Consider the following 15,977-nt stretch of genomic DNA (forward strand, 5'->3'; position numbering starts at 1 on the left):
TAATCGCCCAAAACCCGCAATCGCCAATTGAAGCCATCCCGCCCTGCCCTTCACCATCGCTCGCACAAAACCAATAACATCAGGTTCGATGCCATGCCTCTACGCCCCGCCGCGCCCGGCTGATTCTCGATCAGCGCCCCTGTTATCCACCATTCTGTCTGCGACCCGAGGTCGTGGCAACGACTTGCTTCGCCCACAACAATTAGAGAAAACGTTCATGAAGCCCACACAGCACCTGTTTCCCAGCCTCATCGCTGTTGCCCTGGCCGGCTCCGCCCTGCCCGTCCTGGCTGCCGAGTCGGGGTTTGTCGAAGATGCCAAGGCCACGCTGAACCTGCGTAACTTCTATTTCAACCGCAACTTCACCAACCCGAACAACGCCCAGGGCAAGGCCGAGGAATGGACCCAGAGTTTCATCCTCGACGCCAAGTCCGGGTTCACCCAGGGCGTGGTCGGTTTCGGCGTGGACATACTGGGGATGTACTCGGTCAAGCTCGACGGCGGTCGCGGCACGGCGGGTACGCAGTTGCTGCCAGTGCATGACGACGGTCGCCCGGCCGACGACTTCGGCCGTTTGGGCGTGGCCCTGAAGGCCAAGGTGTCGAAGACTGAGTTGAAGGTCGGCGAATGGATGCCAGTGCTGCCAATCCTGCGCTCCGACGACGGTCGCTCCCTGCCCCAGACCTTCCGTGGCGGCCAAGTGACCTCCACCGAAATCAACGGCCTGAGCCTCTACGGCGGCCAGTTCCGTGGCAACAGCCCGCGCAACGACGCAAGCATGGAAGACATGTCCATGAACGGCCGCGGCGCGTTCACCTCCGACCGTTTCAACTTCGGTGGCGGTGAATACGCCTTCAACGAAAAACGCACCCAGGTCGGTGTGTGGTACGCGGAACTGTCCGACATCTACCAACAGCAGTATTTCAACCTGACCCACAGCCAGCCCATCGGCGACTGGACCCTGGGCGCCAACCTCGGCTACTTCATCGGCAAGGAAGACGGCAGCGCACTGGCCGGCGACCTGGACAACAAAACCGCGTTCGCCATGCTCTCGGCCAAATACGGGGGCAACACCTTCTACGTCGGCCTGCAGAAAGTCGGCGGTGATGATGCCTGGATGCGCGTCAACGGCACCAGCGGCGGCACCCTGGCCAACGACAGCTACAACTCCAGCTACGACAACGCCAAGGAAAAATCCTGGCAACTGCGCCACGACTTCAACTTCGCCGCCGTCGGCGTGCCGGGCCTGACCCTGATGAACCGCTACATCAGCGGTGACAACGTGCACACCGCCACGGTCGACGATGGCAAGGAATGGGGTCGGGAAAGTGAGCTGGCCTACATCGTGCAGAGCGGCGCACTGAAGAGCCTGAATGTGAAGTGGCGTAACTCAACGATGCGTCGGGACTACAGCACCAACGAGTTTGATGAGAATCGGTTGATCATCAGCTATCCGATCAGCCTGCTGTAGAAGCCAAACATGGATGGAGGTTGTACCACCGTCATCGCGAGCAAGCTCGCACACAGGGATCAGTGCAGCGCACAAAACTTGTGCTCACTGAAGATCCAGTGTGGGAGCGAGCTTGCTCGCGATGGCGGCGGCACAGTCAGCATCTCGCCGACTGGCCCACCGCTTTCGCGGGCAAGCCCGCTCCCACAGGGAATGAGGTGCCCCCTTAATCCCGCGACTCGACGCCCAGTTCGTCCCACACCGACTCGGCCAGGTGGAAGGTGGCGTTGGCTGCCGGGATGCCACAGTAGATGGCGCTCTGCATGATCACTTCCTTGATCTCGCTGCGGCTCACCCCATTGTTGGCAGCGGCGCGCAGGTGCAGCTTGAGTTCTTCGGCGCGGTTCATGCCGATCAGCATGGCGATGGTGATCAGGCTGCGGGTGTGGCGCGGCAGGCCCGGGCGGGTCCAGATGTCGCCCCAGGCATGGCGGGTGATCATCTCCTGGAATTCGCTGTTGAACTCAGTCAGGGCATCGAGGCTGCGGTCGACGTGGGCATCGCCCAGTACCGCGCGGCGTACTTGCATGCCTTCATCGTAACGTTGTTTCTCGTCCACAAAAAAACTCCTCAGGCGCGGCTGGAATCAAGCAGGAAATCCAGCACCCGCGCGCTGAACGCAGCGCCGGCCTGGACGTTGGACAGGTGCGCGGCATGGAACTCGGCATACTCGGCCCCGCTGACCCGCGCCTGGATGAAATGCCCCCCCGACGGCGGCGTCACCGCGTCTTCGGTACCGGCGATCACCAACAGCGGCACACGGATCAACGACAATTGCTCACGAAAATCGGCATCACGCACGGCCGCACAGTTGGCTGCGTAGCCCTGGGGCGAAGTGGCGGCGAGCATGTCGGTGATTTTCTTCACCTTCGCAGGATGAGCTTCGGCAAAATCCGCGGTAAACCAGCGGGCGATCGAAGCATCGCGCAGCGCCACCATTGCCGCCTTGCCATCGCGCAGCACGGTTTCGATGCGCGGGTTCCACACCGACGGGTCGCCGATCTTGGCGGCGGTGTTGCACACCACCAGTTTGTGCAGGCGCTCGCCAGCATTGATCCCCAACCACTGGCCGATCAACCCGCCCATGGACAATCCACAGAAATGCACCTTGTCGATGCTCAACTGATCGAGCATCGCCAGCACGTCGCGACCCAGCTGTTCGATGCTGTAGGGGCCTTCGGTGACCAGCGATTGACCATGGCCGCGAGTGTCGAAACGCAGCACGCGAAAGTATTCGCTGAAGGCCGCGACCTGCTCGTCCCACATGTGCAAATCAGTGCCCAGTGAGTTGGAGAGCAGCAGTACCGGGGCGTCTGGTGGCCCGTCCAATCGCTGCTCATCAAAACAATAGTTCAGATCGCCCTCGGCGAGTTTGACGAATCCCACAACAATCTCCTTTCAGGCGTTCAAGGCAAGGTGTTCGGCCACGGCTCGAGCGACCCAGGTCTGGGCTTGTCCGAGGTAGTGCGCCGGGTCGAGCAGATGATCAAGTTCGGTCGCCGATAGCTGCGCGGTGACCTGGGGTTCGTCTCCCAGCACCTCGCGCAGATGCCGCTGTTCGGCCACGGCGCGCTTGCAACATTGCTCCAGCAAATGATGGGCGGTATCGCGCCCGACACGCTGGGCCAGGACAATGCTCACCGCTTCGGCCAGCACCAGCCCGTGGGTCAGTTCCAGATTGCGGGCCATGCGCGCCGCATCCACTTCCAGCCCTTCGGCCAGCAGTCGCGCCTGTTGCAAGGCACCGGAGACCAGGCAGCAGATTTCCGGCAAGGTTTCCCACTCGGCGTGCCACAGGCCCAGGCTGCGCTCGTGCTCCTGAGGCATGGCGCTGAACAGCGTCGACAACAAACCCGGTACCCGCGTCGCCGCGCCGATCAATACCGCCGCGCCCACCGGATTGCGCTTGTGCGGCATGGTGGACGAACCGCCCTTGCCCGGGGCGGAGGGTTCGAAGGCTTCTCCGGCCTCGGTTTGCATCAACAGGCTGATGTCGCGGCCCAATTTGCCCAGGCTGCCGGCGATCAGGCCCAGCACTGAACCGAACTCCACCAGGCGATCACGCTGGGTGTGCCACGGCTGCTCCGGCAAGGTCAGTTGCAGTTCGACGGCCAAGGCTTCGGCGACGGGCAAGGCGTGTTCACCCAAGGCGGCGAGGGTTCCGGAAGCACCGCCAAATTGCAGCACCAGCAAGCGTGGTTTGAGCTCTTTCAAGCGTTGGCGACTGCGGGTGATCGCCCCCAGCCAACCGGCGATTTTCATCCCCAGGGTCACCGGCGTGGCGTGTTGCAGCCAGGTGCGCCCGGCCAACGGTGTGGCGGCGTAGCGTTCGGCTTGTCGGGCCAGGATGGCGGCCAGTTGCGCCAACTCGCCCTCGATCAGGCCCAACGCCTGGCGCAGTTGCAGCACCAGCCCGCTGTCCATCACGTCCTGGCTGGTGGCGCCCAGGTGCACGTAGCGCTCGGCTTCGGCATCCTCGGCGGCGATGCGCTTGCCCAACGCCTTGACCAACGGGATCGCCGAATTGCCAGCGCTGGCGATCGCTTCGCTCAGTGCCGAAAAATCGTACAACTGGGCACGACAAGCCTGCTCGATCGACGCCACGGCGCTTTGCGGAATCAACCCGACCCGCGCCTCCGCCCGGGCCAAGGCGGCTTCGACATCCAGCATGGCCTGGACCCGCCCCGCATCGCAGAACACCTCGCGCATGTCGCGGGCGGTGAAGTAGGCATCGAACAGCTGATTGCCCGGTCGTTCGCTCATAAACAGTCCTTGGGAAGGTAAATGTTCCTGTGGCTAGGAGATTGTTGTGGCGAGGGGATTTATCCCCGCTGGGCTGCGCAGCAGCCCCTAAGCAGCAACACAATCTGTCTGACAGACCCAGTTGCTGATATTTAGGGCCGCTTCGCGCCCCAGCGGGGCGGTGCGACGTTTCGCTAAATCCCCTCGCCACAACAATCTCTGGCCACAATGACTCAAACAAGCCTCAAATGATCAGGTGGATTCAAAGGTCGTGGTGCAAATACGCCGGTTGCTTGGGCAGGCGCAGGCTGAACAGGAACGCCACGACCATCATCACCGTGACATACCAATAAAAGGCGTTCTCCATGCCTTGGGCCTTCAGGCTCAAGGCGACGTATTCGGCCGATCCGCCAAAAATCGCATTGGCCACCGCATAGGCCAACCCTACTCCCAGCGCTCGCACTTCAGGTGGAAACATCTCGGCTTTCACCAGGCCACTGATGGAGGTGTAGAAACTGACGATCGCCAGCGCCAGCGTGATCAGGATAAACGCCAGGAACGGGCTGCTGATGCTTTTGAGGGTCAGCAGGATCGGCACTGTGCACAGCGCCCCCAGGGCACCGAACCAGAGCATGGAATTGCGTCGGCCGATCTTGTCCGCCAGCATGCCGAACAACGGCTGCATGCACATGTACAGGAACAGCGCGCCAGTCATGATGTAGCTGGCGGTCTTGGCGTGCAGGCCGGCGGTGTTCACCAGGTATTTCTGCATGTACGTGGTGAAGGTATAGAAAATCAGCGAACCGCCGGCGGTGTAGCCCAGCACGGTGATGAACGCGGCCTTGTGGTCGCGAAACAGCGCCGCGATGCTGCCAGCGTCCTTGTTCTCACGCATTTCCTTGCTACTGGTTTCCTTCAGGGACCGCCGCAGGAAGAGTGAAATCAACGCGGCCACGGCGCCGACCACGAACGGGATCCGCCAGCCGTAGGCACGCAGTTCATCTTCGCTGAGAAACTGTTGCAGGATCACCACCAGCGACACCGCCAGCAGTTGCCCACCGATCAACGTCACGTACTGGAACGAGGCGAAGAAACCGCGCTGGCCCTTGAGGGCGACTTCGCTCATGTAGGTGGCGGTGGTGCCGTATTCGCCGCCCACCGACAGGCCCTGCAGCAAACGCGCGAACAACAGCAGCACCGGCGCCCAGACGCCGATGTCCTTGTAGGTGGGCAGGCAGGCGATGAGCAACGAGCCGAAGCACATCATCAGCACCGAGATCATCATCGAATTCTTGCGCCCGTGACGGTCCGCCACCCGGCCAAAAATCCAGCCGCCGATGGGCCGCATCAGGAACCCGGCGGCGAATACACCGGCCGTGTTGACCAGTTGCACCGTGGGGTTGTCGGACGGGAAGAACGCCGGCGCGAAATAGATCGCGCAGAACGCATAGACGTAGAAGTCGAACCATTCGACCAGGTTGCCGGATGAAGCACCGACGATGGCAAAGATGCGCTTGCTGCGTTCTTCGCCGGTGTAGTGGCTGATGATTGGGGTGGCCATGGATTATTCACTCGTTGGGGAATGGACAAAGTCTAGACACACTTCGTAACAGACCCGTTCCACAAACAGTCTTTCAAGCAGTAGCGCCTGTAGCGCCGCCATCGCGAGCAAGCTCGCTCCCACAAGGGCGATGATCGTTCCCACGCTCCGCGTGGGAACGCCTCAACGGACGCTCTGCGTTCGGCTCTGGATGTGACGCAGAGCGTCACGGGCAGCATTCCCACGCGGAGCGTGGGAGCGATCATCGCCTGTCAACATTCAGTAATCGAAGAACACCGTCTCGGCATCTGTGCCCTGCAGGATCACGTTCCATTGATACACACCCGACGCATCGGGCTTGCTCACGATCGTGGCGCGACGCTCCTCGGGTACGCAGGCCAGCAGCGGGTCGGTTTCGTTGGCCTGTTCGCCATCGAAGTAGATACGCGTCAGCAAATGCTTGACCAGCCCGCGAGCGAACACCAGCACCACCAGATGCGGTGCCTGGGTCGTACCGTTCAACCCTGGCACAGTGCCCGGCTTGATGGTGGTGAATCGGAAGCGCCCTTCAGCATCCACCGGCACCCGGCCAAAGCCTTCGAAGTGCGGGTCCAGGGGTTTGTCCTGGTCGTCTTCCGGATGGGCGTATTTACCGGCGGCGTTGGCCTGCCAGACTTCCAGCATCGCGTCGTTGACGAACTGGCCGTTGCCATCGACCACCTGCCCGGTGATCGCCACGCGTTGGCCGAGGGTTTCGGCGACGGTCAGGTCTTCGCGGTTCAGCCAGGTCAGGCCGATGTGGTAGTACGGGCCAACGGTGTGGGACGTGGTGGCGGTGAGCGTCATCTTATTTCTCCATCGGCGTGGCATCGCGGCCGCGCAAGACGATGTCCCAGCGGTAACCGAGGGCGTAGTGAGGGACGGTTTTTTCCAGGTCGAAACGGGCGATCAGGCGTTCCTTGGCACTTGTGTCTGGCACGCAGTTGTAGATCGGGTCGTATTCGAGCAACGGATCGCCAGGAAAGTACATCTGCGTCACCAGGCGCGTCAGGATGCTCGGCCCGAACAGGGAGAAATGGATATGCGCCGGGCGCCAGGCGTTGTGGTGGTTGCCCCATGGATAAGCGCCGGGCTTGATGGTCTGGAACTGATACCAGCCGTCGGCGTCGGTGACGGTGCGACCGGTGCCGGTGAAATTCGGGTCCAGCGGCGCGTCATGGTTGTCACGGTCATGGTTGTAGCGACCGGCGGCGTTGGCCTGCCAGATTTCCACCAGGATGCCTGGCACCGGCTGGCCGTGCTCATCCAGCACGCGCCCGTGAATGATGATCCGTTCACCCAGTGGCTCGCCGGCATGCTGGGCGGTCAGGTCATGATCCTTTTCCTGCACGCGGTCGGCGCCGACAATCGGGCCGGTGATTTCCGACAACGAATGCGGCAGGAACACCAATGGCTTGGACGGCGAGCGCAGGTTGGTGGACTGGTACGGCGGGTGCAGATACTCCGGCTGGGTGCCCGCTTGGGGGCGACGATAACCAGGCTTGTCAGTCATGAAGCATTCCTCGGTTTCTTATTAGTAGAGCGACGCGTCAGACGCGTTCAATGGCCAATGCCAGACCCTGGCCGACGCCGACACACATGGTCGCCAGGCCTTTCTTGCCGCCGGTCTTTTCCAGATGGTGCAACGCCGTCATCACCAAACGCGCCCCACTCATGCCCAGGGGATGGCCAAGGGCGATGGCGCCGCCGTTCGGGTTGACCTGCGGCGCATCGTCCGCCAGCCCCAGATCACGCAACACCGCCAGGCCCTGGCTGGCAAACGCTTCATTGAGTTCGATCACGTCGAAATCGGCGACCGCCAGGCCCAGGCGCTCAGTGAGTTTGCGCACCGCCGGTACCGGGCCGATGCCCATCACCCGTGGCGCGACGCCGGCACTGGCCATGCCCAGCACTTTGCCGCGAGGCGTCAGGCCATGTTTTTTCACCGCTTCGGCCGAGGCCAGGATCAGCGCCGCTGCGCCGTCGTTCACGCCTGATGCGTTGCCGGCGGTGACGGTTTTGTCCGGCCCGTTTACCGGTTTGAGTTTGCCCAAGGTCTCCAGCGTGGTGTCGGCGCGAGGATGCTCGTCCTGCTCGACCACGGTTTCGCCTTTCTTATGGGCGATGCGCACCGGCACGATTTCTTCGGCGAAAAAACCCGCCGCCTGGGCCGCCGCCGTGCGCTGTTGGCTGCGCAAGGCGAAAGCGTCCTGGTCGGCGCGGGACACGGCGTAGTCATCAGCCACGTTATCGGCGGTCTGCGGCATCGCGTCCACACCGTACTGGGCTTTCATCAACGGGTTGATGAAGCGCCAGCCGATGGTGGTGTCTTCCAGCTTCATGTTGCGGGAGAACGCGGTGTCAGCCTTGCCCATCACGAACGGCGCACGGGACATCGACTCCACACCGCCCGCGATCGCCAGTTCCATTTCGCCGCTGGCGATGGCGCGGAATGCGGTGCCGATGGCGTCCATGCCCGAGGCGCAAAGACGATTGAGAGTCACACCGGGAATGCTCTGCGGCAGGCCCGCCAACAGCAGCGCCATGCGCGCCACGTTGCGGTTGTCTTCGCCAGCCTGGTTGGCGCAACCGAGAAACACCTCGTCCAACGCGTTCCAGTTCACCGATGGGTTGCGTTCCATCAGTGCCTTGATCGGCACAGCCGCCAGGTCATCGGCGCGGACCGCGGACAAACCGCCGCCAAATCGACCGATGGGGGTTCGAATCGCATCACAGATATAAACGTCGCGCATCAGGCTTCTCCCGGTGCCTGGCCGTGGGCCGCCGCGGTGCGAGCTTCAAGGTCGCGCAGTGCACGCAGCTCCACCTCGGTCGGTTCGGCGGTGGTCTGCAGCTGGTCGGCGAAGCGGATCGCCCAGCCAGTGGCAGCAATGACTTGCTCGCGGGTCACGCCGGGGTGCAGCGCAGTGACCACGAATTCATGGGTGCCGGCTTCCGGCTCCATGATGCACAAGTCGGTGATGATACCCACGGGCCCTGCGCCCGGCAGACCGAGACGCTTGCGCGAATCGCCACCTTCACCATGGCCGACCGAAGTGATGAAATCCAGCTTGTCGACAAACGAACGCGCCGACTGCTTGAGGATGATCAACACGCTCTTGGCCGAGCCAGCGATTTCCGGTGCGCCACCGGCACCCGGCAGGCGGACTTTCGGCTGATGGTAGTCGCCCACCACCGTGGTGTTGATGTTGCCGAAACGGTCGACCTGGGCCGCGCCAAGGAAACCGACGTCGATACGCCCGCCCTGCAGCCAGTAGCGGAAAATCTCACCGGTCGGTACGACGGTATCGGCGGTTTCCGCCAGTTCACCGTCGCCGATGGACAGCGGCAGCACGCTGGGCTTGGCACCGATCGGGCCGGACTCGTAGATCAGCACGACGTCTGGCGACGAGGTCAGCCGCGCCAGGTTCGCCGCTTTCGACGGCAGGCCGATGCCAACGAAGCACACGGCATTGTTTTTCAAGCGACGCGCCGCGGCGACGGTCATCATTTCGTTGGTGGAGTAGGTCATGGTTTCACCTGCGAAGCGGCTGCCAGTTTGGCCTGGAATTCACTGAAATCCCGAGTGCCGTGGATGTATTCGTTGATCCATGCAGTAAACGTCTCACGGTCCCGAGCGATCGGATCCCACGCTTGATAAAAACGATTGTCACGTTCGGTGTAGCCGTGGGCGTAGGACGGATGGGCACCGCCCGGTACGTGGCACACCGCGCTCAACGCCCAGGTCGGCAGTACGCAGGCGTTCATCGGCGCATTCAGGTCGTCGACAATTTCTTCCACGGTGACGATGCAACGCTTGGCGGCCAGGGCGGCTTCTTTCTGCACACCGAGAATGCCCCACAGCAGCACGTTGCCCTTGCGGTCGGCTTTCTGGGCGTGGATCACCGTGATATCAGGGCGCACCGAAGGCACGGCGGCCAATACTTCACCGGTGAAGGGACAGGTTACGCTCTTGAGCAGCGGGTTGACCTTCGGCAGGTCAGAGCCGGCGTAGGCCCGCAACACCGCGAATGGCAGGCCGGAGGCGCCGGCGACGTAGGCGTTGGCCAGGTCGGCGTGGCTGTGTTCCTCGATCTCCAGCGGATGCGGCCATTGTTTCTCCACGGCATCGCGCAAACGGTGCAACGACCCGACACCAGGGTTGCCGCCCCAGGAGAAAATCAATTTGCGAGCACAACCGGCGCCGATCAACTGGTCGTAGATCAAGTCAGGTGTCATGCGCACCAGGGTCAGATCTTTCTTGCCCTGGCGAATGATTTCATGACCCGCCGCCGTAGGAATCAGATGAGTGAAGCCTTCGAGCGCGACGGTATCGCCGTCGTTGACGAATTGCTTCACCGCGTCGTGCAGCGAAAGGATTTCAGCCATGGGGCAGGCTCCCGTTTTCCAGTAGACCGACATGAAGAAAAAGGCGCGAGGTTAAGCGCCGGAGTGACTGGAAGATTAAGCTTCGGGAAAAGGCCAAACAATCCGATAATCGACTGAGTGTTCGTTTATCGAACAGATTGTTGTTTGGCTATCGATTTATCCAAGTACACAGAGATCCCTGTGGGAGCGGGCTTGCTCGCGAATGCAGTGGGTCAGACAAAGTAGTACCGCCTGACAAACCTCATTCGCGAGCAAGCCCGCTCCCACAGGGGAAATATCACCAACTCATGTCGCATCCGCATGACTGACCATGCCTTTGATCACCACCGCCGTGGTCGCCAGGGCCGCCGGAATGACCAGGGCGGTCAGGACCTGTTCGAAGTTCCAGCCCAGGCCCAGCAGGGTCGCGCCCATCCAGGCCCCGAGGATCGCGCCGAAGCGACCGATGCCCAGCATCCACGAGACACCGGTGGCCCGGCCCTGGGTCGGGTAGAAACGCGCCGCCAGGGAAGGCATCGCCGATTGCGCACCGTTGACACACATGCCGGCCACCAACACCAGGGTGGCGAGCAAGGTGATGTTGCCCAGGCTCTGCCCCACCGCGTAGGCAAACAACCCGGCCATCAGGTAGAAAAGGCCGATGACCTTGTGCGGATTGAACCGGTCCATTGCCCAACCAACGAAGACGGCGCTCAACACACCCCCGAATTGAAACAACGCGCCGATAAACGCGGCCTGTTCCATGCTCGCGCCGCTGTCGCGCATCAAGGTCGGCAGCCAACTCGTCAGCAGGTAGACGATCACCAGGCCCATGAAATAGGTCAGCCACAGCAGCAAGGTGCCGGCGCTGTAGGTGCCGGAGAAAATCACCGCCAGCACGTTGCGGGCTTTCACGGTTTTCTGTTCCGGCACGCTGAAGCTCGTCGCTTGGGCAACCGTGTGTGGCTCGATCGGCGCCAGGGTCTTGCGCACTTTGTCGGTACCGCGATTGCGCACCACCAGGTAACGCGCCGACTCCGGCAGCCAGAACAGCAACACCACCGCCAGGATCAACGGCAGGATCCCGCCAATCAGCAGCAGGCTGTGCCAACCAAACGCCGGTATCAGCTTGGCGGAGATGAACCCGCCGCCGGCCATGCCCAGGTTGAAGCCGCAGAACATGCTGGTCACCAGCAGGGACTTCTTGCGTTCCGGAGTGTATTCCGAAAGCAAGGTAGTGGCGTTCGGCATGCCGGCGCCCAAGCCCAGGCCGGTCAGGAAACGCAATACCAGCAATTGATCGACGTTGGTGCTGTAGGCCGACGCCAGGCTGAACGCGCCAAACAGCAGGACCGCGCCCACCAGTACGACTTTCCGCCCGAAGCGATCAGCCAGCGGCCCGGAGCCCAGTGCGCCAAACACCATGCCGATCAGCGCGGCGCTCATCACCGGGCCGAGGCTGGCGCGATCGATGCCCCAGTCCTGGGACAAGGCCGGGGCGATGAACCCCATGGCCGCAGTATCGAGGCCGTCGAGAAATACAATCAGGAAACAGAGGATCACCACCCGCCACTGATAGCGCGAAATGGGTTGGGCATTGATGAAGGACTGCACATCGAGGCAGTGACCTACGGAGGTCTGGGGCTGGTTCATTTTATTTTTATTCCACGCAAGAAACGCAGGCGAACGAATCAGAGACCGGCGAAACACGCCGGATGACGCTGCGCGACATTAATGAGGCCAGGCAAATACCGTCAATTCATCGCCGCCGACTGTGTGCGTTTATCGAACAGCTTAAGTGAACAGTTGCGCGCTCAGGTTGCGACTGGCCCCCAGCAGGCCTGGCAGGAAGCGCTGTTCCAGCTCATTGCGACTGACCCGCCCGGCATGGGTACTGACGTTGAGCGCGGCCACCACTTGACCGGAAGCGTCGTACACCGGCACGGCAATCGAACGCAGGCCCTGTTCCAGTTCCTGGTCGACGATGCACCAGCCCTGCTGCCGCACCTGTTGCAGACACTCGAGCAACGCTTCGGGTGTATGCAAAGTGCGGCTGGTCTTGGCTTGCAGGTCGGCGTGGTCGAGGTAATCGCGCAGCGACGCATCATCCAGGGCCGCCAGGAGGATCCTGCCCATCGAAGTGCAATAGGCTGGCAGGCGCCCGCCTACTGAAAGGTCCACCGAAATCAGGCGCTGGGTGGTGGCGGAACGGGCGATGTAGAGAATGTCGTCGCCTTCGAGCGTGGCCATGTTGCAGGCTTCGTGCAGTTGCTCGCTCATGCGGTCCAGGTACGGCTGGGCAGAAACGGCCAGGGGTGTGGAGGACAGATAGGCGTGACCGAGGGTCAGCACTTTGGGCAGCAGCGAATAGGTCCGCCCATCCGTAGTGGCGTAGCCAAGCTTGATCAAGGTATGCAGGCAACGTCTGACGGCGGCGCGGGGAATTTCCGTGCGGTGGCTGATCTGGGCGATGGTCAGGTGCCGCTTGCGCTCCTGGAAGGCCTGGACCACCGCCAACCCGCGGGCCAGGGACGTCATGAAATCGGGATCACCGGTCAGGGCCTGGATCCGTTTGGCCGGCGAGGCGACGATCGGTGGCGCTACGGACGTGAAGGCATTGCGCAATTGGTCGTTCATGTCTGATCCTTCCCCGGGAGTGACGGCTATTCAAACGGCTGCCCAATGGGCAAGCAAGGGCCGCCGGCCAAGATCGTTCGATTATCGAACCGCCGACCGATAATCGCAATCAGACCAGGCGCCAAATAGCGGCCTGCCGCGGACGCAGTCGATAGTAAGTTTGCGGGAAACAGTGAGACACGGTTTGACGCGACAACGTTAGCAATATTGAACTTGTCGGCGGGAACGGTTTCTGGATAACGGCACTAGCCGGGATCTTCTGCGAGCGGCTGTACAAGTTGCACATACAAACATGAGTTCACACAACAACAACACCTTTTACTTTTTCCCGATAGTGTTATTCGGCTGGGCCGCTATAATGCCAAACAGCGACGGTACGGCCAATCGACCGTTCCCGTACGCAGGCATCGTGGTCGAGACCCTGGTGCCCGAAGCACCTTCATGGTCGCTTCCCCTGTTTGGCAACAACGCGAAGCCTGATGCTACGTCAGCTGTCAGCTCTGGTGCCGTGGCCGTCTGCATGCCCTCATGCAGTGCGTATCACCAGATTCAACTTCATTTAATTTAGGTAGAACTGTGACGAAAGACGAACTGCGCGCGGAACTTGAGCGCCAGGAACAACGTTACAAGGAAGTTTACGGCGGAGAAGTCACCACCTACGCCGCGCAACCTGAACCGGAACGCAAACCCTGGCGTAAGCGCGCCACCGTTCAGGACCAGGCTTTCACCCAGGAACTTCAGAAAATGGAAAAAGAACTCAAAGCCGAAGAGCAGTGACGCTCCGGGCCCGATGTTCTTGTGAAGAGGTCTCCGACCGCCACCCTGGCCGGAGGCCATAGCGCACGCCCGCCATGAGCGGGCCGCCATCCGCCACCCGTCAGACAATCGGGAAGGCCCTGGCCGACCTCCTTTTCAGATATTTCATACAATTCCTTGAGGCGTCCTACAGCTGGCGGAGATCCAGCTCGGATGCGCTTTGCGCCCCTGAATCAAGGGGTTACGCACCCCGCGGAAAACCTCGCGCTTGAGGCTTTCCTACAAAATATTTCGTTGAAGAATGTTACCGATGAGCAGGCAGTGCATCGATTACCGAGGTTTTCTGGCATAATCGCGCCCCCTTACGACCGGGTCAGAAAACCTTCATGATCGATTTATTCAGCGGACTGGATGCTTGGGTGCTTGTGAGCCTCTTGCTCGCCCTGGCTTTTGTCCTCGCCTTCGAGTTCATCAACGGCTTTCATGACACCGCTAACGCGGTTGCCACTGTTATCTACACCAAAGCCATGCCGCCTCACCTGGCGGTGTTCTTTTCCGGTGTGTTCAATTTCCTCGGTGTGCTGCTGGGCGGCGTGGGGGTGGCGTACGCCATCGTTCACCTGCTGCCCGTGGAGCTGCTGATCAATGTGAACACCGGACACGGGCTGGCCATGGTGTTTTCGCTGCTCGCAGCGGCCATCACCTGGAACCTGGGCACCTGGTACTTCGGTATCCCGGCGTCCAGTTCCCACACGTTGATCGGTTCGATCCTCGGCGTGGGCCTGGCCAATGCGCTGATCAACGATATCCCGTTGGCCGACGGGGTGAACTGGCAGAAGGCGATCGATATCGGCGCCTCCCTGGTGTTCTCGCCCATGGCCGGTTTCCTGATCGCCGCCCTGGTGCTGATCGGCCTGAAATGGTGGCGCCCGCTGTCGAAGATGCACAAGACGCCGGAACAGCGCCGCCAGATCGACGACAAGAAGCACCCGCCGTTCTGGAATCGCCTGGTACTGGTGATCTCGGCCATGGCCGTCAGCTTTGTTCACGGTTCCAACGATGGCCAGAAAGGTATCGGCCTGATCATGCTGGTGCTGATCGGTATCGTGCCGGCGCAGTTCGTACTCGACCTGGGCAGCACCACCTACCAGATCGAACGGACCCGAGACGCGACGCTGCACTTGAGCCAGTTCTATCAACGCAACAACGAGTCCCTGGGTGAATTCCTGGCGCTGGGCAAAAGCGTGGAAGGCGATCTGCCGGAGAAATTCCGCTGCAACCCGCAACAGACCGAACCGACCATCAATGCCCTGCTCGACACGCTCAAAGGCGTGGCGGACTACCATTCGCTGCCGTCTGAACGACGCATCGAGGTTCGTCGCTACCTGCTTTGCCTGGACGACACGGCGAAGAAGGTCGGCAAGTTGCCGGGCCTGGCCGCTCGTGAGAAAGACGACCTGAACAAACTGCGCAAGGACCTGACCGCCACCACCGAGTACGCTCCGTTCTGGGTGATCCTGGCGGTCGCCCTGGCGCTGGGCCTGGGCACCATGATCGGCTGGAAGCGTGTAGTGCTGACCATCGGCGAGAAGATCGGCAAGCAAGGCATGACCTACGCCCAGGGCATGTCGGCGCAGATCACCACGGCGTGCATGATCGGCGCGGCGAACATCTTCAGCCTGCCGGTTTCCACCACCCACGTCCTGTCCTCGGGCGTGGCCGGCACCATGGTCGCCAACAAGAGCGGCCTGCAAGGTGGCACCGTGCGCAACATCCTGCTGGCCTGGGTGTTGACCCTGCCGGCGACGGTGGCCCTGTCGGCCGGGCTGTTCTGGCTGGCGTCCAAGGCCCTGGGCAGCTGATTCCAGCGGCTGACAAAAAAGGTGCGACCCCTTGCGGTTCGCACCTTTTTTATGCCCAAAACCAATGTGGGAGCGGGCTTGCTCGCGAAGGCGGTGTGTCAGTCAATGTATGAGTAACTGACACAACGCCTTCGCGAGCAAGCCCGCTCCCACATTTTGATTTGTATATACCGGAAATCGGCAAAAAAAAAGGTTCTTCACGGATTACCGGGAAAGACGCTCTTGATCTTCATGAAAAAGAATTCGCTATCCCGGTAACCGTACGCCATCCGCTTGATGACCTTTATTCGATTGTTTATTCCTTCCAACTGACCGGTGTGCATCGGCCAGCGAACCCGGCTCACGATGCCCCGCCAGTAACCCTTTAGCCGTTTGGCGAACTGGATCAGAGCTGGTATTTCGCTTTCATGCGCATGGCGCAGCCATTGCTTCCAGGCCGATCGCCAACCCCAGGCAGTACTCGGGGTCCAGAGTGTTTTGAGTTCAGCCTTCATCAAGTAGACCGTCATCAACGCTTGGTTGG

15 protein-coding genes are annotated in these 15,977 nt (G+C 61.4%); 3 read left to right on the forward strand and 12 right to left on the reverse strand.

The annotated features are described in order from the left end of the window. Positions 1-217: 217 nt before the first annotated feature. Positions 218-1,471 (forward strand): OprD family porin, encoded by a 1,254-nt coding sequence (locus BLP82_RS21380; protein WP_092172686.1) that lies wholly within the window; start codon positions 218-220, stop codon positions 1,469-1,471. 205 nt (positions 1,472-1,676) lie between these two features. Here the strand turns inward: BLP82_RS21380 and pcaC are convergent, their stop codons facing one another. From pcaC to pcaR, 11 genes are all read right to left on the reverse strand, one after another. Continuing rightward, positions 1,677-2,069 carry a 4-carboxymuconolactone decarboxylase gene (pcaC, locus tag BLP82_RS21385; protein WP_092172689.1) on the reverse strand — a complete coding sequence of 131 codons (393 nt, stop codon included), beginning with the start codon at positions 2,067-2,069 and terminating at the stop codon, positions 1,677-1,679. Between the two features lie 11 nt (positions 2,070-2,080). Next, complete coding sequence (pcaD, locus tag BLP82_RS21390) at positions 2,081-2,896, reverse strand: 3-oxoadipate enol-lactonase (RefSeq protein ID WP_092172692.1); 816 nt, start codon at positions 2,894-2,896, stop codon at positions 2,081-2,083. A 12-nt stretch (positions 2,897-2,908) separates the two neighbouring features. Next, on the reverse strand, positions 2,909-4,273 hold the full coding sequence (locus tag BLP82_RS21395) for a 3-carboxy-cis,cis-muconate cycloisomerase (protein ID WP_092172695.1): 1,365 nt from the start codon (positions 4,271-4,273) through the stop codon (positions 2,909-2,911). A 241-nt stretch (positions 4,274-4,514) separates the two neighbouring features. Next, positions 4,515-5,813: an MFS family transporter gene (locus tag BLP82_RS21400; protein ID WP_092172698.1), complete on the reverse strand. Its 1,299-nt coding sequence runs from the start codon at positions 5,811-5,813 to the stop codon at positions 4,515-4,517. Positions 5,814-6,071: 258 nt separating this feature from the next. Further along, positions 6,072-6,638 carry a protocatechuate 3,4-dioxygenase subunit alpha gene (gene pcaG, locus BLP82_RS21405; protein ID WP_092172700.1) on the reverse strand — a complete coding sequence of 189 codons (567 nt, stop codon included), beginning with the start codon at positions 6,636-6,638 and terminating at the stop codon, positions 6,072-6,074. Position 6,639: 1 nt separating this feature from the next. Beyond that, positions 6,640-7,344, reverse strand: a complete 705-nt coding sequence (gene pcaH, locus BLP82_RS21410) for a protocatechuate 3,4-dioxygenase subunit beta (RefSeq protein WP_092172703.1) — start codon at positions 7,342-7,344, stop codon at positions 6,640-6,642. A 37-nt stretch (positions 7,345-7,381) separates the two neighbouring features. Next, the gene (gene pcaF / locus BLP82_RS21415; RefSeq protein WP_170842358.1) at positions 7,382-8,587 is read right to left on the reverse strand and encodes a 3-oxoadipyl-CoA thiolase; all 1,206 of its coding nucleotides are present in this window, start codon (positions 8,585-8,587) and stop codon (positions 7,382-7,384) included. Then, positions 8,584-9,363, reverse strand: coding sequence for a CoA-transferase subunit beta (locus tag BLP82_RS21420; protein ID WP_092172709.1), 780 nt, complete (start codon positions 9,361-9,363; stop codon positions 8,584-8,586). The genes pcaF and BLP82_RS21420 overlap by 4 nt, the downstream gene beginning before the upstream one ends. After that, positions 9,360-10,220, reverse strand: a complete 861-nt coding sequence (locus BLP82_RS21425; protein WP_092172712.1) for a CoA transferase subunit A — start codon at positions 10,218-10,220, stop codon at positions 9,360-9,362. Before BLP82_RS21425 ends, BLP82_RS21420 begins: the two co-directional genes overlap by 4 nt. Positions 10,221-10,505: 285 nt before the next feature. After that, positions 10,506-11,852, reverse strand: a complete 1,347-nt coding sequence (locus tag BLP82_RS21430; RefSeq protein WP_072409758.1) for a 4-hydroxybenzoate transporter PcaK — start codon at positions 11,850-11,852, stop codon at positions 10,506-10,508. Between the two features lie 141 nt (positions 11,853-11,993). Beyond that, on the reverse strand, positions 11,994-12,836 hold the full coding sequence (gene pcaR, locus BLP82_RS21435) for a pca regulon transcriptional regulator PcaR (RefSeq protein WP_092172715.1): 843 nt from the start codon (positions 12,834-12,836) through the stop codon (positions 11,994-11,996). Positions 12,837-13,412: 576 nt separating this feature from the next. Between pcaR and BLP82_RS21440 the strand changes: the two genes are divergently transcribed. After that, entirely contained in the window at positions 13,413-13,613 is a 201-nt protein-coding gene (locus BLP82_RS21440) for a hypothetical protein (protein ID WP_003184509.1), read from the forward strand. Between the two features lie 365 nt (positions 13,614-13,978). After that, positions 13,979-15,454 carry an inorganic phosphate transporter gene (locus BLP82_RS21445; protein WP_060738827.1) on the forward strand — a complete coding sequence of 492 codons (1,476 nt, stop codon included), beginning with the start codon at positions 13,979-13,981 and terminating at the stop codon, positions 15,452-15,454. Between the two features lie 197 nt (positions 15,455-15,651). Here BLP82_RS21445 and BLP82_RS21450 read toward each other — a convergent pair. After that, positions 15,652-15,977 (reverse strand): transposase (locus tag BLP82_RS21450; protein WP_139197840.1); only part of this gene is annotated, 326 nt, incomplete at its 5' end.

The sequence above is a fragment of the Pseudomonas sp. NFACC37-1 genome (assembly GCF_900101575.1).
GTDB lineage: Bacteria > Pseudomonadota > Gammaproteobacteria > Pseudomonadales > Pseudomonadaceae > Aquipseudomonas > Aquipseudomonas fluorescens_AA.